Below are 23,727 nucleotides of genomic sequence, written 5' to 3'. Positions count from 1 at the left end.
AAGAAAAGCACATATGTACAATTTTCTGTACATATGTGCTTTTGTATATCAGTACAAAATTTTGGACATTACCACGGCTTTACCGTGCCGACTATCTGTGAGATGTTGTCGATATTGTTATCAATGCAGTATTGCTCCAGTCCGTCGATGATCTTTACGGGAGCGTAGGGATCGTTGAAAATGGCTGCGCCCACCTGGACAGCGCTTGCACCTGCCATCATTATCTCCACAGCGTCCTGCCACGAGGCAACGCCGCCCATTCCCATAACAGGTATCTTTACGGCATTTGCTACCTGCCACACCATTCTCACGGCAACAGGGAACACCGCAGGTCCCGAAAGACCGCCCACATTATTTTTGAGTACGGGTCTGCCTGTTTTTATGTCGATTCGCATACCAAGCAGGGTGTTTATAAGAGAAACTGCGTCTGCGCCGTTTGCCTCAACACTCTTTGCGATGTCGGTTATGCTTGTAACGTTTGGGGAAAGCTTGACCATAAGGGGCTTGCTGGTGGCATCTTTCACTGCCCTTGTTACCTGACCTGCAATATTGCAGTCGGTTCCGAAAGCTGCGCCGCCTGCCTTTACGTTGGGGCAGGAAATATTCAGCTCGATAAGGTCAACTGCGCTGCCCTCAAGCATAGCCGCAAGCTCGACACACTCCTCAACTGTGGCACCTGCAATGTTTGCGATAATGCGTGTGTCCTTAGTCAAAAGATTTGGCATTTCATATTCAAGAAACTTTTTAACGCCGCCGTTTTGCAGACCGACCGAGTTAAGCATACCGCTGGGTGTCTCTGCAACTCTCGGTCCGGGGTTGCCCTCACGCCTGTTGAGCGTTGTGCCTTTGACGGAAATTCCGCCAAGTCTTGAAAGGGGGTAGAACTGCTCATACTCCCTGCCATAGCCGAAGGTTCCGCTTGCAGGGATAACGGGGTTTTTGAACTGTACTCCGCAGAAGTCGATATTAAGTCTGCTCATTCAAAAACCACCTCCTTGCTGTCAAATACAGGACCGTCCTTGCAGACGTGAGAGTTGAACTCCTCGCCGTTTTTTACTGTTCTGCAAACGCAGACAAGGCACGCACCCACGCCGCACGCCATTCTCTGTTCGAGGGATACCTCGCAGTAAATACCGTTTTCGGCAGCGATCTGTGTCACGCTTTTGAGCATCATCATAGGTCCGCAGGCGTAAATGATATCCGGCTTTTCCTTTGCAAGCTCCTGTCTGAGCGCATCGGTAACAAAGCCTTTCATTCCTGCTGTCCCGTCGTCGGTGCACAGGATAGTTTTGTTGCCGTTTGCCATAAAGTCGTCCTGCAAGATGACCGCATTGGCGCTGCGAAAACCGCTTATCACGGTGGCATTGTTATCGTACTGTTTTGCAATTTCCACCATGGGTGGAGTGCCGATACCTCCGCCGATGCAGATAGCCTTTTTGCCTTTTTCAAGCACCGTAAAGCCCTTGCCAAGGGGAGCGATAATGTCCACAAGCGAGCCTTTTGCAAGCTGGGATATCTTGTCTGTTCCCTGACCTCTTACCTCGAACACAAGGCGTATAGTTCCCTTGTCCTTGTCCACCTCGCATATGGAGATAGGTCTGCGCAGGAAAAATCCCTCCGCAGCCACCTGAGCGAACTGTCCCGGCTGGGTAACAGCGGCGATCTCGGGGCAAAGCACAGTCATATCAAAAATGCCATTGGCGATCGCCTTTTTGTCGGCAATAATAAACTTACCCTGTTTATACATTTTTGTACCTCCGAATACTATATTGTAATAATTATATCTTATTTTGACCATACTGTCAATAAGGCACAAAAAAGCCCTCGTCGTGAGGGCTTGTGAACTTATATATTGAGCAATTGTTTTTTCTTGGTGTTATAGTCATCTTGGGTTATCAGACCCTGTTCTTGCAGTTTTTTCAGTTCTTCAAGTTGCTCAGTCATTGACTTTGAAGATGCTTCCGACTTTTTTTCTCCACAGCGATGACATGTTGTTTCATAAGAATAGTTCTGTGCACCGCATTTACACCTCCATTGTCCTTCTTTACCTGTATTTTGTGCAAGAGTTGCTGGAGCAAGCTTTGCACCGCAGTTTTGACAATGAAATGATGATGAACTGTTAGTTGCACCGCAGGCGATACAAACAATTGTGCTAGCTCGATAACTATAATTTGAACGATTATCAGGTCTGCAAGCAACAACGATCAATCCAATTATACCAAGAAAGAATCCCCATGCAAAACCATCGTTATAACCTTTGCTTGAACTAACTGATCTCGTGACGACACCCCATATTAATCCCCAAATAAGTATACCTAAAAACCAATATAATATAGTATCATCATTCACAACGACCACCTCCAAATTTTTCTATATTATTATTATGGCACAAAATGTTCCATTAGTCAATGGCTCAAAATGTTCCGTGGTATAATATTTTTGAGGTGATATTTGTGCAATATGAACGAATTAGGAATTTGCGTGAAGATAGTGATATGACGCAGCAACAGATTGCAGATAAGCTTTATATATCCCGCAGAGCATACTCAAATTATGAAACAGGTGTTAGGGGTATCCCCACGGAGATCCTCTCGCAGATAGCCGATATTTACGGCACAAGCGTTGATTACCTTATCGGGCGCACAAATACCAAAAAGCCATATCCAAAAAAGTAAACCGCTTACGTTTGAGATTAAACATAAGCGGTTATTATCATGCTTACACAATAATTGTTGGGGGCTTTCCAATCGCCCCCAAACCCCTTCGGGCATAAATTATAGGCAGGGTATTTGTCTTAACGCTTTTACTTTTCAACTGCCTTTATCGGCGGAATGTGGGAGGTGATGTCCTCTTTCATTCTGATGACCTCACGGCGTGCAGCCTTTGCAAAGTCCTTTTCGTCGCAGTCCTCTTCCTTCTTGTAGGCGCACATAACACCTCTGGAGGAATTGACTATCGCACCCAGACCGTTCTCGTCAAATGCCTTTGCAACGCCCTCTGCGCCGCCGCCCTGTGCACCGTAGCCGGGAACAAGGAAGAATGTGTGGGGCAATGCAGCCCTCATTTCAGCAAGCTGCTCGGGGTAGGTGGCACCCACGACTGCACCGACTGCGGAGTAGCCGTATTTGCCTATATTGTCACGTCCCCACCTTTCGCACATTGCCCCCATTGTGGCGTAAACGCTCTTGTTGCCGATCATCAAATCCTGAAGCTCACCGGAGGATTTATTAGAGGTCTTTACCAGCACGAAAATGCCCTTGTCAAACTCTTTGCACTGTTCAAGAAGTGGGTCGATACCGTCTGTTCCCAGGTATCCGTTTACCGTCAGCGCATCAGCACCGAAAGCGGCTATCTTTTCGCCGTCAACATCGGTAAGTCCCAGGTGTGCTGTGGCATATGCCTGCATCGTTGCACCAATGTCGTTGCGCTTTCCGTCGGTCATAACGAACATACCCTTGCTCTGGGCATATTCAATGGTTTTGTAAAGCGTCTTAACGCCCTGATAACCGTACATTTCGTAGTATGCAGCCTGTGGCTTGATAGCCGGACAGATGTCGTGTATCTCGTCGATTATCTCCTTGTTGAACTCAAGAATTGCCTTGGCGGCACCCTTTAAGTCTTTGCCGTACTTTTTGAAATTTCTGCGCCTGATATACTCGGGCACATATTCAAGCTTCGGGTCAAGTCCCACAACAGAGGGGTTCTGGGTGCGCACGATATTTTCAATAAGTCTGTCAAATCCCATTTTTATTCTCCTTTAGCATTGCTTTGATATTCAAAAACTACTTTACCCTTGCATATAGTATACAGGTTTTTGCCCATTAACCTTTCGCCTTTAAAAACGCTGTTTTTGCTTTTTGAATGGAGCTGCTCGGGAACGACCTCCCACTCATAGTCAAGGTCGATTATCGCAAGGTCAGCCCGCTCGCCGACTGCGATTTTTGCAGTAGGTATCCCAAGTATCTGTCTTGGTCTTATGCTCATAAGCTGTGCGATCTTGTCGAGTCCGCACTTGCCTGTGTGATACAGCTTTGTAAGTGTTGCAGCCAGCGACGTTTCAAGTCCTACCACGCCGTTTGGTGCAGTTTCAAAGTCAGCCTTTTCATCTGCGCTGTGGGGTGCGTGGTCTGTGATGATGCAGTCGATGGTGCCGTCAAGCACTGCCTCCTCAACAGCCTGTCTGTCGTCCTCTGTGCGCAGAGGGGGAGACATTCGGTAATCGGCATCACGGCTGAGCAGCTTTTCGTCAGTAAATGTGAAATAGTGGGGAGCAGTCTCGCAGGTCACATTAACTCCATCTTTCTTGGCAGCCCTGATGATGTTTACCGATCCCCTTGTGGAAACATGGCAGATGTGGATATGACCGCCGCAGCTCATTGCCAGAGCGATCTCACGGGCAGTTATAGAGTCCTCGCTGGCTCTGTCCATGCCCTTGACACCAAGTTTTTGGGAGACCTCACCCTTGTTGATGATACCTCCGTTGATGATCTTCATATCCTCGCAATGTGAAAGCACCGCAAGTCCGTTGTCAAGAGATTTTTCAAGAGCCTGACGCATAAGCTCTGCATTTTCCACAGGTCGTCCGTCGTCGGAAAGCGCACATACTCCTGCGGCTTTGAGTTCGTCATAGTCACAAAGCTCCCTGCTTTGCATACCCTTTGTCACGCAGCCGATGGGAAGCACGTCAATGCCTGTTTTCTGCCCCTTGTCAAGCACGTATTTTACAAGTTCAGCGTTATCGATAACAGGCTTTGTATTCGGCATACAGGCAACGCCGGTAAAGCCGCCTGCTTTTGCAGCGGCGGCTCCGGTGAATATATCTTCCTTATGTGTTTGTCCCGGGTCACGGAAATGAACGTGCATATCAAACAGACCCGGCAATGCAGCAAGTTTTCCCTTAGCGTCAATTACCCTTTCGGCTGACTCATCGGTTGCGCCTATAAGGCTTATCTTACCGTCTGTAATACCTATATCGGTGATCTCGTTAAGGCCGCACTGAGGGTCAACAGCCAGAACGTTTTTTATAAGGATATCCATAGATCATCATTCCTTACTTGCCGCTGATCTCTTTACCGTAGAAGTTGACCTTATTCTCGTCTCTTTCGCATTTATAAACCTTTCCGTCGGCATTCTGGAAAAGGAATGTGCAGGAAGCGTTTTTAACAACTCTGTTATTCTTTACATCTTCCTCATTGGGGTACTTCAGATCTTTATAGGAGAGTGTGCAGAAGTACCAGAGATTGATACCGAAATTGATATCTTCGGAACGATCGCCGTGAAGCAGAAGGATCTTGATGACTTTCTTATCTTCATTGACTTTGAAATAGCCCTTGCCCAGAACCTTATCTGCTTCTGTATCCACCATCTTAAAGTCGCCGTCTTCGCCGAATGTAAACTTTATGTGATTGTCAATGTCTACCCAGTTACCCATGATAAGCTGTCTTGAGTCACCGTCTTTTGAAGGCGAGCCGAAAACGTATGTTGCTATAACGATACCGACTATAACCAACAAAAGAAAAATCACACCTAAAATACTGGAGATAACCTTTCTTGCAGTACTCTTCTTTTTCATTTCAATTTTCCTCCCATAATTATGTTTATTTGGTCTCAAGAACTGCGCCTCTGTTGGCTGATGTTACAAGAGAAGCATATCTTGCCAGATAACCTGTCTTGATTTTTGGTTCCTTGGGCACCCAGTTCTTCTTTCTTTCCTCAAGCTCCTCGTCGGAAACTTTCAGCTGGATACTGTGGGCATTTATGTCTATGGAGATGATGTCGCCTTCGTGAATAAAGGCGATAGGTCCTCCAAGGGCAGCCTCAGGAGAAACGTGACCGATAGATGCGCCTCTTGTTGCACCGCTGAAACGTCCGTCGGTGATAAGTGCAACTGTGGAGCCAAGTCCCATGCCGGAGATAGCCGATGTGGGGTTGAGCATCTCTCTCATTCCGGGACCGCCCTTTGGTCCTTCGTATCTGATGACCACAACGTCGCCGGGGACTATCTTTCCGCCTCTGATAGCCTCAATAGCCTCGTCCTCGCTGTCAAATACCCTTGCAGGTCCCTCATGCTTGAGCATTTCCGGAGCCACTGCACTTCTCTTTACAACGCAGGTGTCGGGGGCAAGATTTCCTTTAAGTACAGCGATACCGCCGTTTGGCATATATGGGTCGTCAATATCTCTGATTATGTCGTGATTCTTGTTTACGCAGCCCTTGATATTCTCGCCAACCGTTTTTCCTGTGCAGGTAAGGCAGTCTGTGTTGATAAGATTTTTCTTTGCCAGCTCACCAAGCACCGCATAAACTCCGCCTGCCTCGTTAAGGTCCTCCATATAAGCGTGACCTGCAGGAGCAAGGTGGCAGATATTAGGTGTTCTCTCGCTTATTTCGTTTACCATGTCCAGATTCAGCTCTATGCCGCACTCGTGTGCAATAGCAGGAAGGTGTAGCATTGAGTTTGTGGAGCAGCCCAGAGCCATATCAGCGGCAATAGCGTTCTTGAAAGCGTCCTGTGTCATTATGTCACGGGGTCTGATATTGTTTCTGTAAAGCTCCATTACCTGCATTCCTGCGTGCTTTGCAAGCTTTATTCTTTCAGAATAGACTGCAGGGATAGTGCCGTTTCCTTTAAGACCCATTCCCAGAACTTCTGTCAGACAGTTCATTGAGTTTGCCGTGTACATACCCGAGCATGAACCACAGGTAGGACAGGCTTTGTTTTCAAACTCCTCAACATCTTCAAGGGAGCATTTGCCTGCATCGTAAGTTCCCACAGCCTCAAACATACTTGAAAGAGAGGTCTTTGAGCCTTTGACATGACCTGCCAGCATAGGTCCTCCCGAAACGAATATGGTTGGGACATTGACTCTTGCAGCCGCCATAAGCAGACCGGGAACGTTCTTGTCGCAGTTTGGTATCATTACAAGAGCGTCAAAGTGGTGCGCCAGTGCCATACATTCTGTGGAATCTGCGATAAGGTCACGGGTGACCAGGGAATACTTCATTCCCACGTGTCCCATAGCGATACCGTCGCAAACTGCGATAGCGGGGAAGACCACAGGGGTTCCGCCTGCCATGGCAACGCCCAGTTTTACAGCTTCAACTATCTTGTCGATGTTCATATGTCCCGGAACGATCTCATTGTATGAAGAAACGATACCAACCAGAGGTCTTTGCATTTCCTCCTTTGTCATTCCAAGTGCGTTGAACAGTGACCTTTGGGGAGCCTTGTCAACACCCTCGCAGAAATAGTTTTTACAGTCTTTACATTCTGACATTTTAAATTACCTTCTTTATATTAAGATTTGTGTTTGTCTTAACCGCTTATGCTTGTGATATCTATGCTTTGTATCTCAAAGTCCCTTGCATTCTTCAGGACATCTGCCATTTTCTGTTTCAATTCCATTATACAGTTCTGAAGCTGATCGGCAGGCACCTGCTGTCTCATCAATATGTCGAAATAAGCCTGCTGCGGAGCAGATTTAACGGTCAGAGCAAGTATCTCCTTGTTTGATGGATCATATAAAGCCTTTGCAGTTACCTTACCGAACATTTTTACGCAGACATTATTGCCGTTTGTGTCCTGATACGGCATAATAGAGCAATCGATACTGAAAGGCAGCTCAACGATCTCGTCTTTCATCACATTTCTTTCTTCCTTGCTCATTCGCTCTGGTTCTTTAATGCCTGCAGCCTCTCTGATAGCTTTCTGCTGATCTGCAATTTCCTGTGCCCGTCTGAGTGTTTCCCTCTCCTGAGGTGTCATTGATGCAAACGGGTCATTCTTTGCAGCAGCTTCAGCTGCACCGCTGTGTTCGGGCTGTGCGTTTTCAGCAGTCTGCTGTTCTTCATTTGGCTTTGCATTAGAGCCGTTTATCTTGCCGTCATCAAGAAAGTCCTTTACCTTGTCGAAAAATCCCATATCAGTTTACTCCCTTATGATCCTGTCCAAGGAACGCAGCGCCGATTATGCCTGCATCGTTTCCAAGCTTTGCAATAACTATCTCCGTGTTCTTTGCAGAGTTCTTAGTGTATACCTCTTTAGCAACCAGCTCTTTAAGAGGAAGCAGCAGCGGGTCGCCCTCGTTGCAAACGCCTCCGCCGATGCAAAGTATATCCGGCTGGAAGATGTTTATTGTATTGGTGATACCGCAAGCAAGATATCTTATGTACTTGTCAACAACAGCCTTACCTGCTCTGTCGCCTGCTCTCATAGCGTTGAATGCAGTTCTTGCAGATACCTTTCCGTCCTCTTCGTTCATCTGCCACATAATAGAAGCCTTGTCCTCAAGCATAGCTTCCTTGGTCATTCTCACAAGACCGGTTGCAGAGGAGAACACCTCAAAGCAGCCCTTTCTTCCGCAGGTACATTCCGGACCGTTAGGGTCAACCACGGTGTGACCGATCTCTGCGCCTGCAAAGTTAAAGCCGGAATAGATCTTGCCGTTGATTATTATTCCGCCGCCTACACCTGTTCCCAGGGTAATGCATACCGCATCATTTGCGCCCTTTGCTGCGCCTGCGATAAACTCGCCGTAAGCAGCTGCGTTGGCGTCGTTTTCAACATAGAAAGGCTTGTTTATGTGCTTTTGCATAAGCTCAACAACCGGCAGATTCAAAAATCCCAGGTTGTTTGAATACTCGATTATACCGGTTTCCGAGTTGGCTGTTCCCGGTGTACCGATACCTACGGACTGAATATCGTCAAGTTTAAGTCCTGCCTGCTCCATAGCTTCCAGAGATACCTTTGCCATATCGGCGCAGATCTCCTCCGCAGGTCTTGGAAGCAAGGTCTTTGTGGTAGCCTTTGAGATTATCTCGTAATTCTCGTTTACCACTCCTGCCTTGATGTTTGTTCCACCCAGATCAATGCCTATGTAATACTTCATTGTTAGCCCTCCGTTTTATTTATTTTCATTCAGCTTATTTTTCCGAATAGATTTGCCGCAGTCACAGCACCGCCCACCGAGCCGATAAACGCTCCTAACAGACCGATCACAGTGCACAGAAACACCGCACCGTGAACATCGCTTTTTTCCTTGTGCCTGAAATAGCATATAAGACCGGCGAAAAACGCTGTAAAGACTACCGTTACCGTGGTAAATCTGGGAATATCCAGACCGGGCATAAATCCGTGCTTTGCATGAAGATAGTAATAAAGCACCATAAGCCCCAGATTTATAGCTATGGAAGCAAGAAAAGTGATAAAGAATTCCTTGCCGTTATTTTTCACCAAAAATATCAATCCCTTTCTGAAGCTTGCGTGAGAGAATAAAACTGCATCTGCCGTTTATCCTTACACTGCCGCTTGATGCATCTATAAAAAAGCTGTCGCCTTTTTTGCCGATAAGTTCGTCTATCTTTGCCTCACCGTCGATCATCAGCAGGTGTGCAAAGCTTCTGTGGTCAATATCAAGCTTCGCCTTTGACTGAACATCGTACTTCACTGCGGTGAAATATTTGCAGTCCGCAAGAGTAGTGCAGGAATATCCCTCATATTCCACAGCCACGGGCATGGGTGACATTGTTACCGGCTTTGTGTCCGTAACGTCTATGGCTTTGTCAATGTGAAGCTCTCTGGGTTTTCCGTCGTTTCCCACCCTGCCATAGTCGTATACACGGTAGGTGGTGTTGGAATTCTGCTGTATCTCCGCCACAAGTATGCCTTTGCCGATAGCGTGGAGAGTACCCGAGGGGATAAAGAACACATCTCCCTTTTTCACCCTGACCTTGTTCACGTATTCAAGCAGGGTGTTGTCCCTTATCATCCCGGCAAACTGCTGTGGTGTGACTTTTTCTTTAAAACCGTAGATAAGCTCTGCGCCGTCAAGGCAGTCTATTACGTACCACATCTCGGTCTTGCCCGGCTCGCCTTCGGTCCGCATGGCATATTCGTCATCCGGGTGTACCTGTACCGAGAGGTCGTTTTTAGCATCTATAAGTTTCACAAGCACCGGGAACACCTTATCGTTCTCACAGCTTGTACCCATGATCTGTTTACCTTTGGTATCAATATACTGTTCAAGGGTCAGCCCATTGTATTCGCCGCTTGCAACAGTGCAGCTGCCGTCCTTGTGACAGGCAAGCTCCCAGCTCTCGGCTATTGTGTCAAAATGGCATTGCTTGCCGAATTCATCACGCAGCCTTGTTCCGCCCCAGATATAATCCTTAAAGCATGGGCTGAGTTTAACAACAGCCATTTATGTTCTCCTTTTGTACTTAGCAGCCACGACCCATGTCCCTTGCCTGAAAGGCGGCGGTCATATCAGTCTTTCGCCAAAGGGAAAAGATCACTCACCGAAACTCTGATGAGCTTACCCCGGTCTGGCTATAATTACGGGGCAATGCCCCTTTTTAAATCAACTATTAGTATATCACATTATATGCCTTTATGTCAACAAAAAGTGGGTTACAAAACGTTGTTTTTTAGATTTTTTTATACGTTTTTGCTTGACTTTGCATACAGGATGTGTTATAATCTGCGGCATGGTATAAACTATCGGGAGGGAAGAGGATGAAAATACTTGCCGTTGATTACGGTGATGTGCGAACAGGAATTGCAATAAGTGATAATTCCGAGTTTCTGGCTTCGCCTGTGGGAACTGTAACTGAAAGAGACCCTGCCCGTCTGGCACAGAAGGTTGCGGACACGGCGAAAGAACGAGGTGCTCAGCATATCATAGTGGGGCTTCCCATAAATATGAACGGTACAAGGGGTCCCCGTGCGGAGAAGTGTGAGGAGTTTGCGGCTCTGCTCAGAGAGCTGGTGGATTGCCCGGTGCAGATGTGGGACGAGCGTTCAACGACAGTTACGGCGCATAATATTCTCAACACCACCAATGTCCGAGGCAAGGCAAGAAAGGCTGTTGTGGATACTGTGGCAGCCAGCATAATCCTTGAAAGCTATCTGGAATACAGGAGAAAAAATTCCCGGGCAGCTCAGACAGATTAAAAAATAATTAGAAACGGCACGGGGACGATCATGATCCTCATGCCGTTTTTTTTTGCAGTAAAAAAGCTCCGCATAAGCGAAGCCTTTGTTTTTATCAGTCTATCTCGACCATTATTTTCTGATCTTTTCTTGAAGCGCTTGCTCTCATAACAACTCTGATAGCCTTTGCAATACGCCCCTGCTTGCCGATGACCCTGCCCATATCCTCGGAAGCCACGTGCAGATGATACACGATTATGCCCTCCTCGTTTGGCTCGTCAACAACCACTTCTACAGCGTCTTTGTTTTCAACAAGCTCTGAAACTATTGTTTCAAGTAATTCTTTCATGTCTGAACTCCGTTCTCCCACAAAGAAAACGGTGGGTCTCCCCACCGGATAAACCGGTAAGGCTGTGGTGGGATAAGTGCCTTACTGGTTTTTGAAGTACAAGCTTATATGTTGTTCTTCTTGAAAAGTGCCTTAACTGTATCTGTGGGCTGAGCACCCTTTGCGATCCAGGCATTAGCCTTCTCAGCGTCTACCTTGAATACGGTAGGCTCCTTGGTAGGATCATAGTAGCCAAGCTCCTCGATGCAGCGTCCGTCTCTTGGGTATCTTGAATCTGCAACAACGATTCTGTAGAAAGGAGCCTTCTTAGCACCGATCCTTCTCAGTCTGATCTTTACTGCCATTATATTTTCACCTCCGATTGTCTTACTTGTATAAATAAATATCCTTAGTTGATATCTATCGGTCTGTTACTGCGGGAAGCCGTCTCCGAATCCTCCCATGCCGCCCATGCCGCCCATGCCGCCCATGCCGCCAAGTCCTTTGAGCAGTGCGGAGCGGTTCATCTTGGCTTTTTTGCCGTGCAGATTGCCGCCTATGCCAAATTGCTTCATCATCTTCTGCATCTGATCAAACTGCTTTAAAAGCTGGTTTATATCGGACACCTGAGTGCCGCTTCCGGCAGCGATCCTGCGCTTTCTCTTAGGATCTATTATTGACGGCTTTTCACGCTCGATCTTGGTCATGGAGTTTATCATTGCCTCTGTCTTTTTCAGCTGCTGTTCGCCTTTTTCAAGCTGTTCGTCGTCAATTTTTCCCGCACCGGGGAGAAGCCTGATAAGGGACTTCATAGAGCCCATTTTGTGTATCTGTTTCATCTGATCCAGCAGATCGTTAAGGTCAAAGCCTTTTTCCTGCATCTTCTTTGCAAGTTTCTTGGCATCCTTTTCGTCCACCGTCTGGGTAGCTTTCTCGATAAGCGTGAGCATATCGCCCATGTCAAGTATTCTTGATGCCATTCTTTCCGGGTGGAAAGGCTCGAACTCGCCCAGCTTTTCACCCATGCCCACAAACTTGATCGGCTTACCTGTTACCGCAAGCACTGAAAGAGCCGCACCGCCACGGGTGTCTGAATCAAGCTTTGTGAGTATTACGCTGTCGATGCCCAGAGCTTCATCAAAGCTTGAAGCGACCTTTACTGCGTCCTGACCGATCATTGCATCCACTACAAGCATGATCTCGTTAGGCTCTGCAATAGCCTTTATATCCTTCAGCTCGTTCATAAGCTCCTCGTCTATGTGCAGACGTCCTGCCGTATCTATGATGACCAGGTCGTTGCCATAGTCCTTGGCGTGCTTTATGCCCTCTTTGACTATCTTTCTGGGGTCGATCTGTCCCATTTCAAAAACCGGGACTTCTGCTCTTGCACCCACGACCTTCAGCTGTTCGATAGCGGCAGGTCTGTAAACGTCAGCGGCAATAAGCAAAGGTCTTTTGTCCTGATCCTTGAACATCTTTGCCAGCTTTGCTGCGTGAGTGGTTTTACCTGAGCCCTGAAGTCCGCACATCATAATGATGCAGGGGGGCTTGTTGGGAAAATTTATCTTTGCATTTGCCTCGCCCATGAGCTTGATAAGCTCTTCATGAACGATCTTGATCACCTGCTGTCCCGGGGTAAGGCTTTTAAGAACATCCTCTCCCACGGCACGTTCGGAAACATTATTTACAAAATCCTTTACGACCTTGTAGCTGACGTCGGCTTCCAGCAAAGCCATTTTGACTTCACGCATAGCCTCCTTAACGTCAGCCTCGCTCAGACGTCCTCTTGATCTGAGACGCTTGAACACGCCGTTAAGTTTTTCAGAAAGTCCTTCAAACGCCATATATATCCTCCGTTAATCCTTTGATTCTTCCTCCTGCGGCTCCGGATTCTCGTAATCCGCAAGCCTTTCATCGAACGTTTCCAGCAAGGTCACTATCTTTTCGGCTACCGAGCGGAAGGAGCGATGGGCATTACACTCGTTGAATGCATCCAGCGCAAGCTTTTTGTATTCAAGTATTTCCTGCTTGTGAGCGTTGTCTGCGTCCAGCAGTCCCAGCTTGCTTTCGTATTCCTCAAGGGCTTCATCACCCCGCTTGATCGCATCGTGGACACCCTGGCGGGAAATATCGTAATGGTCTGCGATCTCGCCAAGTGAAAAATCATCGTTATAGTACATATCCATTATGTCACGCTGTTTCTCGGTAAGCAGACCGCCATACAGATCAAGAAGCTGACACATTCCTAAATTCTTGCTCAAGAAGACCGTCTCCTTTCCAAAAATGTAAAGCTGATTGCCTTTACAACACATCTAATTATATATCAAGTAAACTTACTTGTCAAGCCCTTTTCGCAATTTTTTCTTCACAAGGGCAAAAACAGCGTATCTGCGCCATCAAAAGCAAAAAGTCCGAAGGGTTCAACCCTTCAGACCTCTTGACTGTCTGTCCATATCCTCAACGACGATATCATAGATCTCTCCCAGGCTTGCGCAGTACTCCAGGACCTTCCATGGCTCATTGGTGTGATAATGTATCTTCATTACCTCTTCGTCACCTATAGCCAGCAGGCAGTCGCCTTTAAAGTTTTTCTCAAAGTATTCGCTTACCTCGTCCTCGTCAAGGTTTTCAGCATCAATAAGAAGCTGGGTATCGTATCTGTATTCGATATCTTCCATGATAAAACCTCCGTTGCTAAAAAATCATATGCTGTTGATTAAAAGCATATATTTGTTGTACCAATATGTTGTGAATAATTTAACAAAAAATTTTGAAATTGGCGTAAAATTTATGATATACTTTTCTTGTAGTTGATTGAATTATATAAGGGGGAGATGTGTAATATGATAAGCTACACGCTGAAAAACGAAAAATACCAGATAGAGCTGCCTTCGCTCACTTTTGGCACAAGTGATTTCATGCGCCACGACAATGACGATGTGTATTTTGAGCTTCTGGATACATATTGCTCCTGCGGTGGTTGGTTTATAGATACCGCAAGGGTCTACTGCGACTGGCTGGAGGACGGTCATAATTCAAGCGAGGGAGTTATCGGGCGGTGGATAAAGGCACGCAATAACCGTGATAAAATAGTTCTGGCGACAAAGGGCGGTCACCCTGCCATGGGACACATGGACGAGAACCGACTGAGCAGGGAAGACCTTGAAAAGGACATAAATGACAGCCTTGAATGTCTTGGCACAGATCATGTGGATATATTTTTCCTGCACCGTGACGATACAAAGGTCCCTGTTGAGGAGATAATGCCTGTGCTCAATGATATATACCAAAGCGGAAAGGCGCACTTTATCGGCGTATCAAACTGGTCATGCCAGAGGATACAGGCGGCAAATGATTTTGCAGCAAAAAACGGCATGGAGCCGATCAGGATAAGTCAGATCTATTACAGCCTTGCACACGCAAGCAGCAGTATTCTGGGCGATCCCACACTTGTTTGCATGGACACAAGGGAGTTTCGCTGGTACAGCGAGAACAAATTTCCGCTTATGGCGTTTTCACCGCAGGCTAAGGGCTTCTTTTCAAAGCTTGCCAAGGGCGACGCTGCCCAGTATCTCCCGGAGGGTCAGTATGCAAGCACTGCAAACCTTGCAAGGCTTGCCAGGGTAAAGGAACTCAGTGCAAGGACCGGCGCATCTCCGGCAGTAATACCCTTTGGATATCTTTCCAGCCAGCCGTTTTTTGTAACCTCTGTGTTTGCGGCTTCCAGACCGTGGCAGATAGAAGAAAACATGGCTGCTCAGGATCTGAGGTACGATGAAAAAACGGTAGCATTTCTTGAAAACAAGATATGACAACGATCTATGCCCACTGTCATTCAGGCAGTGGGCATTTTATTGTATACATTAGCATACAAGCAAAAGAGAGCAGCAAAAACGCTGCTCTCTGTATATTTCAACTATCTAAATGCATATGTACTAAAATTGGTTAGCACATCGCAACTCACTCCAATCAAAAAGAATAATTGGTTTGAAATCAAATTAAGCCATTGGACTTTACACCTTTCGTAGAATTAAACGTCCTGTGAGTGAACAAACGCTGTTCACATCATTCATTTAAAACAGAATTTCGGACTCACACCTTTCGGTTAATTATCGTAAAGTCAAATTGAAATCATAAATTGTACTTTGGACTCACGCCCTTCATAGAATTTCGTCGACAGAAATCAGCTATTTCTCTCGGATCAATCTCCGAAAAGGTCCGGGCTGTCGAAAAAACACCGACCTGCCGGATTTATTACCTATGGAAATATGAGATCTGCGGACATGGTAAAAGTAATAATTTAAGTACGTGCATTGTAAAATGCGTTTAATCAAGCCATTGGTTTAATTTCCTTTCGGATAGAATGATATCAAATCAAGTAAAGCTTTCAACTAAAGCTTAAAAACTGAACTTTCTGGCGGTCTCACTCCTGTCTGTCAAATATTCAAACACTTTGTGCACAGCATTTTCATAGTGCACCACTCCCGTCTGTAAAAATAGTTCAGAATTCTTTTAAAAAGAGCTTCAAACTCGTAAATGTCTTGGCGGACTCACTCCTTAATTTCAGATGTTCAAGAACCTTGTGCAAACTATTTTCATAGTGCATCACTCCTAAAACATATATACGAGATATTACAAGCTAAAATACATATTACACCGGAATCACTCTTTCATCATATTTCTTTCTCGTCAAAATAATCAAAATCGTGCATGGGAAACAACTCCATTCCAATATAATAAAAACGTTACGTCAATTTGGCATCCAAGCCGTAAATATTCAGTTGTAAAATATGGCAGCCTTGCTTTGAAGGTCTGAAATTAGTTCGTGTTCCATCAGGCAAGGCGGTAAAGTCTTATGTAAATCATTGAATTTTGATCTGACGGCTCTTACGTCCGTGTCCCGATCCTCTTAATTACCTAAACCGCCGAGCCTATGGCTACCACTCTTAATATCCAGTGCGCCCATGGGACTCGCTCCTTTCGTGTCTGATTAAACTTCACGGAGTTCCTCGCTGTATCCATAACTCCCGATAACATCAAGAGCTCGCAGCGTGTTCACTTCAACCCGGTATAGTTCACGATCAAAGTAATCTCAAACCGTCTGTCTTCGGCTTCGCTACAGAAACATCGGTCGGATGTATGCAGCCATCTGCCTACTATACAAAACCACCTGCGAACGCTGTGTGCGCCTGCGCCGGTGCACCGCTCTTTCCGCCTGTGTTCAGCCTCACCTCCAAGTGAGTTGTTCGGTCTTTGATTTCTTGTACATAATATAGCACACTTTTTGTTACTTGTCAATAGTTTTTTTCAACATTTTCTAAAAAATTATATTTAATATTACTTTTACAAACAAACCCTTGACATCTTATATAAGATGTAGTATAATGATATAGTTGCGGCGGGCAAGTTGGCTTGATAGCCTTTTTGTTTAGCCGTTTTGCTGTATATTAGGGTAGTTTCTGACCGGGCGGGACAGGCTCGGGGGGCGGATCATTTATATCGGAAAGGGGGAGGCTTCCGCAAAGGCGGGGGCTGAAGGCGGACATGAATGAAGAATACACACCGGATCTTTACGAGCTTGAGGACGAGCAGGGAAACAAGCAGAGCTTCGAGCTTCTTGATGTAATGGAGTATGAGGGCGAGAAATACTATGCGCTGACTCCATATTATGATGAGGATGACCTTGAGAATATGCTTGATGACTCAGGAGAGGTGGTCATTTTAAGATCTGAGTTTGATGAAAACAACGATGAGATCCTTGCGTCCATAGATGACGAGGAGGAGTATGAGCGCATCGGCGACATATTCATGAAGCGCATCGAGGAGATGTTTGACTTTGACGACGAGGAAGAGACTCAGGGCGCAGACGATAAGCATTTCAGCTGATGACCGGTTTATTGTACAAATATTCGTACAATAATTTGTATAAAATCATACTTGAATAATTGACGAAAATGTGGTATTATAATAACAGTAAATAAGATTTCTGCCTTGTGCGTTAAGCACGGTCATTATAAATCCAACACACAAATAAAAGGGAACCGGGTCTCCGAGAAACGGATTGCAGACCTCCCGGCATACGCCGACTTTGTGCCGTGTATGTACGGACGCTGGGAGCGAGAAGTCATTGGGCTGGTACCCACCTGCGAGAGCGGGTTTTATCAACTGTGCGACGGCAAGGCGGTTATTTTTTAGCGTACCACACGGTATGTGTTAAAGCGAGGTTCTTATGAGCCTCGCTTTTTTTGCGCTATGTATGTTATATTGAAAACATAAAGTGAACATAGCAATATTCCGAGAGAACAAAAAAAGGACCCGTAAATTTTTCGAGTCCTTTTTTGGTTTAAATGCCGTTTAAAAAGAGTTGCACGGAATAGGTGTACTTACTTCCGTTTTTATATACATAATATATCCCGACTCCGATATATGTGCTGCTTTTATCCAACATTGTAGCTTTATGTCCAGGACTGTTTTCCCACGCTTGGTAAATATCTTTGCCTTCTTCATAGCCTGTAGAACATTGCATCTGTATATTCTCCCCATTTGGACAAGCGTTTCTATTATATTCGAGCGAAATAGTCCCCCCGCTGTTACCGTTCGGTCTTGTATGACTATACAATGTTGCCAGCTCTTTTGCTCTCGCCATAGCTGCCGCTGTAAGTCTGCTATCCGTTTTAAGTGAGCCAAATCCATACGAAGCACGAAGCTTGTTCGTAAGGTCTACAACTATCTGTGCTTCTGTTCTCGCTTCTGCATCTGTCCCCTTTATATCTTTAGGCAAAGGTTCTGGTTTGAGGTCAGGACGGCAGGAGTAGCATTGATATATAGTTCCCCAAGGTGTCCAAGCTTCTATTCCATTTGAGGAGCTGCATACCTTTCCACAGTTATAGCATTTGTGAGCATTTTTGCAAGCATTGCAATAAAATGTACCATCACCGAGTTTTACGCAATTGCTTGATGTTACACCACTTCCGCAAGCGTGGCACTTACCGATGTAATTAGTGGCTTGTGCTTTTGTAGTGGTCTTCGTAGTAGCTTTTACAGTTGACTTGATGGTAGCCGCAGCTTGCTTTGTGGTGGTATCTGCCTGCGCCTTAGCGGTCGTTGTGGTTGCGTCTGTCTGGTTATCACCTTTGCTGTTTTTGTCCTCGGTCTTTGTCGTGTTCTTTTCCTCTTTTTTAGATGTATCCGCAGGAGCAGAAGCTATCAGATCGGGTGTCCAGTCTTTATTGCTTTCAGTCACCACAGTAGTTGTAGTATCGGTTGCCAAACTGTTCTCGGTCTTACTTGTATCGTCCACGCTGTCCCCACTGCACCCTGTCATAAACAGCACAGTGAGTCCGAGTAATGCACTAATTATTTTCTTTGTCATGAAGACCACCCCTTATCATGTAAATAATACCACTTTTTTGCAGCTTAGTCAATACCCCGAGGCACCACGCATCCGCTGAGCGCATAGTATAGCATAGCGGCAGTTATGCCTTGCAGCGCTTCGGGTGGCAAGGCGCAGTTATCGGCTTGTCCGCAGAACAGCCCGAACAGGCGGTGCGGGGAGCAGACTGCCGAAAAAATATGGAGTCGGTTTTATCCGGCTCCTTTTTGATTTATATTATGCTCTTGCGGAAAGTCTGTCTGCAATTATGAAGATAAACTGGCTGTTTGTTGGACGCCATCTTTCATCGTGAGCAAAGGTCCCGAAATACTCCCGCTTTACAGACATACCTGTGCGGGTCCATGCGCTCTGGATAGCTGTGCGTATGTTTCTCTCCACGCTCCCGGGAGATACATTGAATCGGGCAGCGATAGCGGGGTATATCTCTTTTGAGACGCAGCGTGTGAAATTAGACGTTTCAAGAGCCATTTTAATGGCTTCCAGAATAAATATGTAGCCCGTATAGTTCTTGGTGACGCAAAGGTCAAAAAGAACATCGGCAATAACGGCGTCGTTCATCTTTTTATCTTTATTGCCTGTGGGGAACCGGTATGGGTCAAACAAGTGCACACGCAGCTTGTCAACTATGTTTTTGTCCTGCGGGTCAAGGATAAGGTCGGCGTACACGCAGCCGCAGCCGTTGGTGTTGTGGTTTTCACAGATCAGGACGATATACGGCGGTCGTTCTGACCTTTTGAGAAGAGCGCAAAGCTCATCGTACTTACCTGTCAGGCTTGAAAGAATAAGGGCGTGGGGTCTGATACGCATAAAATCGTTGAGTATGTGCAGAACGCTGTCCTCGGTATAGCTGATAAACGCTCCGCTTGAGGCAAGCACCTGCCCCAGCTGCAGTGCTTTGCCGTGATCCCTTCCGATAAGGATACTGATCTTTTCTTCATTCATTTTTCTATTTCCCTCCATGTAACTTTTGATTGTCACAATATGCTATTATATCATAATAAGCGCACCAATTGGCTGTGTTATCAAAAACTAAATCTTGATTTAATCTCAACGTTAACGATTATTAATAACAACTTAACACCGGTCGCATAAAACGATATTTTTCGACAATGCCCCAAGGGGAGAAATGTAGGTTGCTTTTTGTATGATGATCGCAGGCAGTTGTGCTTTGAGTCATGATAAGTCTGGATCATACCCAAAGCTCGTTAGCGTGATATTGCGGTGCTTGACAAAACAGTGTTGTTGTGCTAAACTAAACCTGTAACAAAAGCGCAGATCTTTGTGCGCAGCTGTTTAAAAATTATCGGGGGGTCAGGACAATGAAAAAAGATATGTTCAATTACATCTGGACAGATAAAAAACGCACTCTTTTCGGTTTGCCTCTTTCGTTTACAAGATATTTTCTCACCGAAACAAAGTTTATTACCCGCAGCGGTGTGCTGAGAGTGCAGGAGGATGAGCTGGAGCTTTACAGAGTTACCGATAAAAAGCTTATCCTAACTCTGGGACAGAGATTGTTCAAGTGCGGCACTATACAGATGCACGTGCGTGATGTAGATACACCTATAAAAATAGTAAAGTCTGTGAAGAAGCCAAGGGAGGTTCTTGAGCAGCTGGATAAATACATCAATATCAACCGTGACAAGTACCGTGTAAGAGGCAGAGATATGGTTGGAGGTTCCTTTGGCGATCATTCGGACGATGCTTTCATCGAAGGTGACATTGATTCAGACGGTTATTATTATTGATATTGACTTTAAGGCGGAAATTGAGTTTTCCGCCTTTTTTCGGAGGTAAAGATGTTGAACGGACTTGACAGGAATTCTTTTGAGAGTCTTGAGGATTGCTGGGGGCGGCTTGAGCGCACGGACAAACCCATATACATCTACGGAATGGGAAACGGGAGCGAAAAGCTGCTGGGGCTTTTCAGGCGTATGGGAATAAGCTGCAAAGGGATCTTTGCCAGCGATGATTTTGTAAGAGGACAGAGCTTCTGCGGGTACAGGGTGGAGAAATTCAGCGATGTTATGCAGGACTCCCGGGACAAGCTGGTGGTGCTGGGCTTCGGCAGCAGCCTTGATGAGATAATGAGGCGCATAGAGAGCATTGAGGACAGATACGAGCTTGTTATCCCGGAAATATCCGTGACAGATAAGGGATATTTTTGCAGGCAGAGATTTCTTGACCTGTACTCAAAGGCGCAAAGGGCATACTCGCTGCTGGAGGACGATTTTTCCCGCAGGACATTTGAGTGCATCACCGCATTCAAGATAACAGGACAGGGGAGGTATCTGCGTGAGTGCTTTTGCGACGAGCAGGAGGCACAGAGCCTTTTGCAGCTGGGGAGCCGGGAGATGTATTTCGACCTGGGGGCTTACCGTGGGGACACCATAGAAAGCTTTGTTGCCCGCACCAACGGACAATATAAGAGCATAACAGGAGTGGAGCCCAACAGACGCAACTTTAAAAAGTGCGTGCAAAACACCGGAAAATATCCGAACATCACCCTTTACAACGCTGCTGCGTGGAATGTGCAGACACAGCTGCTTTTTTCAGCAGGAGCCGGAAGGCAGGCTAAGGTTTCCGAGAAAGGTGAACTTGTAGATACGCTGACTCTGGACAGCATTGCGCAAAACGGTTGTACCTATGTGAAATACGACGTTGAGGGGGCGGATTATGAGGCACTTGCCGGCAGCATAAAAACCATCAGGAAATATTCCCCTAAGATATGCGCTGCACTTTATCACAAGCCCTATGACTATTTTCTTCTGCCTCTGATGATAAACAAAATAAACAGCGATTACAGATTCTATTTGCGCCAGTCAAGATATTACCCGTGCTGGGAGACCAATCTTTACTGCGTGCCACGGTAAAATGTCAGCTTTCACAAAAATAAATCTTTAACTTTGTGTAAAACGTCACAATAAAAAACACGCTCCTTGTTCGTATATCTGTTGTAAACGTTAAGCAAGCAGATAACGAATAAGGAGTGTTTTTATGTTTAAAAAGATAATAAGCGCAGTTATAGCAATAACAATGGTAATGGGTATGTGTTCCTGCAGCGAGCAGGCTTCATCACAGCTGACCGCAGCTCCCACACCTTCAATAGTTACCCGGCCACAGCCAAGTGAGCCAGAACCGCCTGCTGTAACAGTCGGCGGAAATGCTTTACAGCCGACGGCAAACTATTCCTTTGCCCCTGCATCGAAAAACGAGGAGATAACAAATGAGTTTGCCCAGGGCATGAACAGCTTTTCCGTGGAGCTTTTCAAGCAGTCTGTAAGACAGGATCTGGAGCAGGGGAAGAATACACTGGTATCTCCCGAGTCGGTAGCCTTTGCTCTTGGCATGACAGCAAACGGTGCAAATGAAAACACGCTGAAGCAGATGCAGGAGGTTTTGTGCAAGGGCGTGAGCATGGAGGATTTCAACAAGAATATGCACCTGCTCATTTCAGATGCACATAATAATAACACCGAGAATTCAAAGCTGAACATTGCAAATTCCATATGGCTGAAGGATATGAAGGGGCTGACACTGTCGGAGAGCTTCGCAAGGACCTGTAAGGAGCAATTCAATGCGGAAATGTTCAAAGCACCCTTTGATGAGGGCACAGTTGAAAATATCAACAGCTGGGTAAACGAAAAGACCGACAAGATGATCCCAAAGATACTGGAAAAACTGGACGCAGACGCAAGAGCTGTGCTTGTAAACTGTATAGCTTTTGATGCAAAGTGGGCAGTTCCGTACGAGGACGACCAGATAGAGGAAAACAGCAGCTTTACCAATGCAAGTGGTAAAAAGATAGACTGCACAATGCTTTGTTCAACGGAGAAAAGCTTTGTTAGCGGAGAGCACGAAACGGGCTTTGTAAAAACTTACAGCGGCGGAAAGTATGCTTTTATGGCAATTCTCCCGAACGAGGGCACAAGCATATCCGAATATGTATCATCTCTTACTGCGGATAGCTTTGCAAAGCTTTACAAGAGCAGAACAGGCAGATATGAGGTGATTACAAGGACACCGCAGTTCAAGTATGACTATGATATTACTCTCAATAAGGCACTCAGTGATATGGGCATGGAGGAAGCCTTTACAATGAATGCGGATTTCTCCAATATGACCGGGGACAAGTCCCTTTATATAGGCTCAGTGCTGCACAAAACACATATCGAGCTGGACGCAAAGGGGACCAAGGCTGCGGCTGCAACAGTTGTTACAATGGATGCCAAATGTGCTTTGGAAGAGACAGAGACTAAAAGAGTTTATCTGGACAGACCTTTTGCATATGCAATAATGGACACCGAAACAGGACTGCCTGTATTTATGGGTACAATGTGTGACCCAAGCGTTCAATAATTCACAAAATATCCTTGAATGTGTGGCCACAGTGTGGTATAATCATTGATGTAAGGAATGTGATTTCCGTATATCTTCTAATGGGAGGAATGTAAAATGTCAATGTATATCACCTGTCTGGATCTTGAAGGAGTGCTGGTTCCCGAGATATGGATAGCCTTTGCTGAGGCAAGCGGTATCCCGGAGCTGAGAAAGACCACCCGTGATGAGCCTGATTACGACAAGCTGATGAAGTACCGACTTGCCATACTCAAAGAGCACGGTCTGGGACTTAAAGAGATCCAGGAAACTATTGCTAAAATAGATCCTATGCCGGGCGCAAAGGAGTTTCTGGATAAGCTCAGAGATCTTTCACAGGTCATCATCATAAGCGATACATTCACACAGTTTGCAAAGCCTTTGATGAAAAAGCTGGGTATGCCCACTATATTCTGCAACACCCTTGAGGTAGCTGAAAACGGGGATATAACAGGTTACAAGATGAGAGTGGAGAAGTCCAAGTACACCACTGTCAAGGCTTTGCAGTCCATAGGCTTTGAGACTATCGCATCCGGCGACAGCCACAACGACCTTGGCATGATAAAGGCAAGCAAAGCAGGCTTCCTTTTCAAGAGCCCTGACAACATCAAGGCAGAAAACCCCGATATCCCTGCGTATGAGACTTATGACGAGCTTTATGAGGCTATCAAAAACGCAATGGATTGATAAACTTACAAA

At 46.0% G+C, this 23,727-nt stretch carries 26 protein-coding genes and 1 other RNA gene; 9 read left to right on the top strand and 18 right to left on the bottom strand.

Annotated elements, in window-relative coordinates:
• Positions 1 to 68: 68 nt before the first annotated feature.
• The 3 genes from T494_RS0104170 to T494_RS13780 all read right to left on the bottom strand — a co-directional run bounded on the left by T494_RS0104170 (position 69) and on the right by T494_RS13780 (position 2,349).
• On the bottom strand, positions 69 to 980 hold the full coding sequence (locus tag T494_RS0104170; RefSeq protein ID WP_028505216.1) for a dihydroorotate dehydrogenase: 912 nt from the start codon (positions 978 to 980) through the stop codon (positions 69 to 71).
• Positions 977 to 1,747 (bottom strand): dihydroorotate dehydrogenase electron transfer subunit, encoded by a 771-nt coding sequence (locus tag T494_RS0104165; RefSeq protein ID WP_028505215.1) that lies wholly within the window; start codon positions 1,745 to 1,747, stop codon positions 977 to 979. Before T494_RS0104165 ends, T494_RS0104170 begins: the two co-directional genes overlap by 4 nt.
• Before the next feature lie 98 nt (positions 1,748 to 1,845).
• Positions 1,846 to 2,349, bottom strand: coding sequence for an SHOCT domain-containing protein (locus T494_RS13780; RefSeq protein WP_155984030.1), 504 nt, complete (start codon positions 2,347 to 2,349; stop codon positions 1,846 to 1,848).
• Between the two features lie 59 nt (positions 2,350 to 2,408).
• Here T494_RS13780 and T494_RS0104155 point away from each other — a divergent pair, with 59 nt between their 5' ends.
• On the top strand, positions 2,409 to 2,675 hold the full coding sequence (locus T494_RS0104155) for a helix-turn-helix transcriptional regulator (protein ID WP_051540049.1): 267 nt from the start codon (positions 2,409 to 2,411) through the stop codon (positions 2,673 to 2,675).
• A gap of 128 nt (positions 2,676 to 2,803) precedes the next feature.
• Here T494_RS0104155 and pyrF read toward each other — a convergent pair whose 3' ends face one another.
• From pyrF to T494_RS0104115, 8 genes are read right to left on the bottom strand one after another with little or no spacing between them, the layout of a single operon-like run.
• Positions 2,804 to 3,745, bottom strand: a complete 942-nt coding sequence (pyrF, locus tag T494_RS0104150; protein ID WP_028505213.1) for an orotidine-5'-phosphate decarboxylase — start codon at positions 3,743 to 3,745, stop codon at positions 2,804 to 2,806.
• Positions 3,746 to 3,747: 2 nt separating this feature from the next.
• A complete protein-coding gene (locus T494_RS0104145; RefSeq protein WP_028505212.1) occupies positions 3,748 to 5,037 on the bottom strand; it encodes a dihydroorotase in 1,290 nt (429 codons plus the stop codon).
• A 13-nt stretch (positions 5,038 to 5,050) separates the two neighbouring features.
• Positions 5,051 to 5,572 (bottom strand): hypothetical protein, encoded by a 522-nt coding sequence (locus tag T494_RS12225; RefSeq protein ID WP_051540046.1) that lies wholly within the window; start codon positions 5,570 to 5,572, stop codon positions 5,051 to 5,053.
• Positions 5,573 to 5,597: 25 nt separating this feature from the next.
• Complete coding sequence (gene ilvD / locus T494_RS0104135; RefSeq protein WP_028505211.1) at positions 5,598 to 7,277, bottom strand: dihydroxy-acid dehydratase; 1,680 nt, start codon at positions 7,275 to 7,277, stop codon at positions 5,598 to 5,600.
• A gap of 38 nt (positions 7,278 to 7,315) precedes the next feature.
• A complete protein-coding gene (locus T494_RS0104130; RefSeq protein WP_028505210.1) occupies positions 7,316 to 7,921 on the bottom strand; it encodes a hypothetical protein in 606 nt (201 codons plus the stop codon).
• Position 7,922: 1 nt separating this feature from the next.
• Positions 7,923 to 8,888 (bottom strand): ROK family glucokinase, encoded by a 966-nt coding sequence (locus T494_RS0104125; protein ID WP_028505209.1) that lies wholly within the window; start codon positions 8,886 to 8,888, stop codon positions 7,923 to 7,925.
• A gap of 29 nt (positions 8,889 to 8,917) precedes the next feature.
• Positions 8,918 to 9,235: a hypothetical protein gene (locus T494_RS0104120; RefSeq protein ID WP_028505208.1), complete on the bottom strand. Its 318-nt coding sequence runs from the start codon at positions 9,233 to 9,235 to the stop codon at positions 8,918 to 8,920.
• Entirely contained in the window at positions 9,222 to 10,199 is a 978-nt protein-coding gene (locus T494_RS0104115) for a type I phosphomannose isomerase catalytic subunit (RefSeq protein ID WP_028505207.1), read from the bottom strand. Before T494_RS0104115 ends, T494_RS0104120 begins: the two co-directional genes overlap by 14 nt.
• Before the next feature lie 314 nt (positions 10,200 to 10,513).
• On the opposite strand from T494_RS0104115, the gene ruvX reads away from it, so the two are divergent.
• Entirely contained in the window at positions 10,514 to 10,951 is a 438-nt protein-coding gene (gene ruvX, locus T494_RS0104110) for a Holliday junction resolvase RuvX (RefSeq protein WP_028505206.1), read from the top strand.
• 94 nt (positions 10,952 to 11,045) lie between these two features.
• On the opposite strand, the gene T494_RS0104105 is transcribed toward ruvX, so the two are convergent.
• The 5 genes from T494_RS0104105 to T494_RS0104085 form a co-directional block, all read right to left on the bottom strand.
• Positions 11,046 to 11,279, bottom strand: a complete 234-nt coding sequence (locus tag T494_RS0104105; protein WP_028505205.1) for a KH domain-containing protein — start codon at positions 11,277 to 11,279, stop codon at positions 11,046 to 11,048.
• Between the two features lie 104 nt (positions 11,280 to 11,383).
• The gene (gene rpsP, locus T494_RS0104100) at positions 11,384 to 11,623 is read right to left on the bottom strand and encodes a 30S ribosomal protein S16 (RefSeq protein ID WP_028505204.1); all 240 of its coding nucleotides are present in this window, start codon (positions 11,621 to 11,623) and stop codon (positions 11,384 to 11,386) included.
• 66 nt (positions 11,624 to 11,689) lie between these two features.
• Complete coding sequence (gene ffh, locus T494_RS0104095) at positions 11,690 to 13,102, bottom strand: signal recognition particle protein (RefSeq protein WP_028505203.1); 1,413 nt, start codon at positions 13,100 to 13,102, stop codon at positions 11,690 to 11,692.
• Between the two features lie 12 nt (positions 13,103 to 13,114).
• Positions 13,115 to 13,519 (bottom strand): YlxM family DNA-binding protein, encoded by a 405-nt coding sequence (gene ylxM / locus T494_RS0104090; RefSeq protein ID WP_028505202.1) that lies wholly within the window; start codon positions 13,517 to 13,519, stop codon positions 13,115 to 13,117.
• Positions 13,520 to 13,678: 159 nt separating this feature from the next.
• Positions 13,679 to 13,936: a dihydroxyacetone kinase gene (locus tag T494_RS0104085; protein WP_037343876.1), complete on the bottom strand. Its 258-nt coding sequence runs from the start codon at positions 13,934 to 13,936 to the stop codon at positions 13,679 to 13,681.
• 165 nt (positions 13,937 to 14,101) lie between these two features.
• Between T494_RS0104085 and T494_RS0104080 the strand changes: the two genes are divergently transcribed.
• From T494_RS0104080 to ssrS, 3 genes are all read left to right on the top strand, one after another.
• Complete coding sequence (locus tag T494_RS0104080) at positions 14,102 to 15,070, top strand: aldo/keto reductase (protein ID WP_028505200.1); 969 nt, start codon at positions 14,102 to 14,104, stop codon at positions 15,068 to 15,070.
• A gap of 1,732 nt (positions 15,071 to 16,802) precedes the next feature.
• Complete coding sequence (locus T494_RS0104075; protein WP_037343872.1) at positions 16,803 to 17,144, top strand: DUF1292 domain-containing protein; 342 nt, start codon at positions 16,803 to 16,805, stop codon at positions 17,142 to 17,144.
• A gap of 94 nt (positions 17,145 to 17,238) precedes the next feature.
• Positions 17,239 to 17,449, top strand: a non-coding RNA gene (ssrS, locus tag T494_RS13605) — 6S RNA.
• A gap of 152 nt (positions 17,450 to 17,601) precedes the next feature.
• On the opposite strand, the gene T494_RS13340 is transcribed toward ssrS, so the two are convergent.
• Together T494_RS13340 and T494_RS13335 are read right to left on the bottom strand one after the other, a co-directional pair.
• Positions 17,602 to 18,630: a CAP domain-containing protein gene (locus T494_RS13340; RefSeq protein WP_051540045.1), complete on the bottom strand. Its 1,029-nt coding sequence runs from the start codon at positions 18,628 to 18,630 to the stop codon at positions 17,602 to 17,604.
• A gap of 237 nt (positions 18,631 to 18,867) precedes the next feature.
• The gene (locus T494_RS13335) at positions 18,868 to 19,593 is read right to left on the bottom strand and encodes a sporulation initiation factor Spo0A C-terminal domain-containing protein (protein WP_028505198.1); all 726 of its coding nucleotides are present in this window, start codon (positions 19,591 to 19,593) and stop codon (positions 18,868 to 18,870) included.
• Between the two features lie 377 nt (positions 19,594 to 19,970).
• On the opposite strand from T494_RS13335, the gene T494_RS0104060 reads away from it, so the two are divergent.
• From T494_RS0104060 to thrH, 4 genes are all read left to right on the top strand, one after another.
• Positions 19,971 to 20,399 (top strand): PH domain-containing protein, encoded by a 429-nt coding sequence (locus T494_RS0104060; protein ID WP_028505197.1) that lies wholly within the window; start codon positions 19,971 to 19,973, stop codon positions 20,397 to 20,399.
• 51 nt (positions 20,400 to 20,450) lie between these two features.
• Positions 20,451 to 21,524 carry an FkbM family methyltransferase gene (locus T494_RS0104055; protein WP_028505196.1) on the top strand — a complete coding sequence of 358 codons (1,074 nt, stop codon included), beginning with the start codon at positions 20,451 to 20,453 and terminating at the stop codon, positions 21,522 to 21,524.
• A 124-nt stretch (positions 21,525 to 21,648) separates the two neighbouring features.
• Positions 21,649 to 23,010 carry a serpin family protein gene (locus T494_RS0104050; protein ID WP_037343869.1) on the top strand — a complete coding sequence of 454 codons (1,362 nt, stop codon included), beginning with the start codon at positions 21,649 to 21,651 and terminating at the stop codon, positions 23,008 to 23,010.
• 102 nt (positions 23,011 to 23,112) lie between these two features.
• Positions 23,113 to 23,715, top strand: coding sequence for a bifunctional phosphoserine phosphatase/homoserine phosphotransferase ThrH (gene thrH / locus T494_RS0104045; protein ID WP_028505194.1), 603 nt, complete (start codon positions 23,113 to 23,115; stop codon positions 23,713 to 23,715).
• Positions 23,716 to 23,727: the final 12 nt, after the last annotated feature.

This window comes from Ruminococcus sp. FC2018 (assembly GCF_000621805.1).
Taxonomy (GTDB): Bacteria; Bacillota; Clostridia; order Oscillospirales; family Ruminococcaceae; genus Hominimerdicola.
This window is presented reverse-complemented; position numbering and strand designations above follow the sequence as displayed.

Excerpts from the sequence above, each read along its gene's own strand:
- T494_RS0104170 (WP_028505216.1), bottom strand. The coding sequence starts at position 980 with ATGAGCAGACTTAATATCGACTTCTGCGGAGTACAGTTCAAAAACCCC.
- T494_RS0104165 (WP_028505215.1), bottom strand. The coding sequence starts at position 1,747 with ATGTATAAACAGGGTAAGTTTATTATTGCCGACAAAAAGGCGATCGCC.
- T494_RS0104155 (WP_051540049.1), top strand. The coding sequence starts at position 2,409 with ATGGCTCAAAATGTTCCGTGGTATAATATTTTTGAGGTGATATTTGTG.
- pyrF (WP_028505213.1), bottom strand. The coding sequence starts at position 3,745 with ATGGGATTTGACAGACTTATTGAAAATATCGTGCGCACCCAGAACCCC.
- T494_RS0104145 (WP_028505212.1), bottom strand. The coding sequence starts at position 5,037 with ATGGATATCCTTATAAAAAACGTTCTGGCTGTTGACCCTCAGTGCGGC.
- T494_RS12225 (WP_051540046.1), bottom strand. The coding sequence starts at position 5,572 with ATGAAAAAGAAGAGTACTGCAAGAAAGGTTATCTCCAGTATTTTAGGT.
- ilvD (WP_028505211.1), bottom strand. The coding sequence starts at position 7,277 with ATGTCAGAATGTAAAGACTGTAAAAACTATTTCTGCGAGGGTGTTGAC.
- T494_RS0104130 (WP_028505210.1), bottom strand. The coding sequence starts at position 7,921 with ATGGGATTTTTCGACAAGGTAAAGGACTTTCTTGATGACGGCAAGATA.
- T494_RS0104125 (WP_028505209.1), bottom strand. The coding sequence starts at position 8,888 with ATGAAGTATTACATAGGCATTGATCTGGGTGGAACAAACATCAAGGCA.
- T494_RS0104115 (WP_028505207.1), bottom strand. The coding sequence starts at position 10,199 with ATGGCTGTTGTTAAACTCAGCCCATGCTTTAAGGATTATATCTGGGGC.
- ruvX (WP_028505206.1), top strand. The coding sequence starts at position 10,514 with ATGAAAATACTTGCCGTTGATTACGGTGATGTGCGAACAGGAATTGCA.
- T494_RS0104105 (WP_028505205.1), bottom strand. The coding sequence starts at position 11,279 with ATGAAAGAATTACTTGAAACAATAGTTTCAGAGCTTGTTGAAAACAAA.
- rpsP (WP_028505204.1), bottom strand. The coding sequence starts at position 11,623 with ATGGCAGTAAAGATCAGACTGAGAAGGATCGGTGCTAAGAAGGCTCCT.
- ffh (WP_028505203.1), bottom strand. The coding sequence starts at position 13,102 with ATGGCGTTTGAAGGACTTTCTGAAAAACTTAACGGCGTGTTCAAGCGT.
- T494_RS0104085 (WP_037343876.1), bottom strand. The coding sequence starts at position 13,936 with ATGGAAGATATCGAATACAGATACGATACCCAGCTTCTTATTGATGCT.
- T494_RS0104080 (WP_028505200.1), top strand. The coding sequence starts at position 14,102 with ATGATAAGCTACACGCTGAAAAACGAAAAATACCAGATAGAGCTGCCT.
- T494_RS0104075 (WP_037343872.1), top strand. The coding sequence starts at position 16,803 with ATGAATGAAGAATACACACCGGATCTTTACGAGCTTGAGGACGAGCAG.
- T494_RS13340 (WP_051540045.1), bottom strand. The coding sequence starts at position 18,630 with ATGACAAAGAAAATAATTAGTGCATTACTCGGACTCACTGTGCTGTTT.
- T494_RS13335 (WP_028505198.1), bottom strand. The coding sequence starts at position 19,593 with ATGAATGAAGAAAAGATCAGTATCCTTATCGGAAGGGATCACGGCAAA.
- T494_RS0104060 (WP_028505197.1), top strand. The coding sequence starts at position 19,971 with ATGAAAAAAGATATGTTCAATTACATCTGGACAGATAAAAAACGCACT.
- T494_RS0104055 (WP_028505196.1), top strand. The coding sequence starts at position 20,451 with ATGTTGAACGGACTTGACAGGAATTCTTTTGAGAGTCTTGAGGATTGC.
- T494_RS0104050 (WP_037343869.1), top strand. The coding sequence starts at position 21,649 with ATGTTTAAAAAGATAATAAGCGCAGTTATAGCAATAACAATGGTAATG.
- thrH (WP_028505194.1), top strand. The coding sequence starts at position 23,113 with ATGTATATCACCTGTCTGGATCTTGAAGGAGTGCTGGTTCCCGAGATA.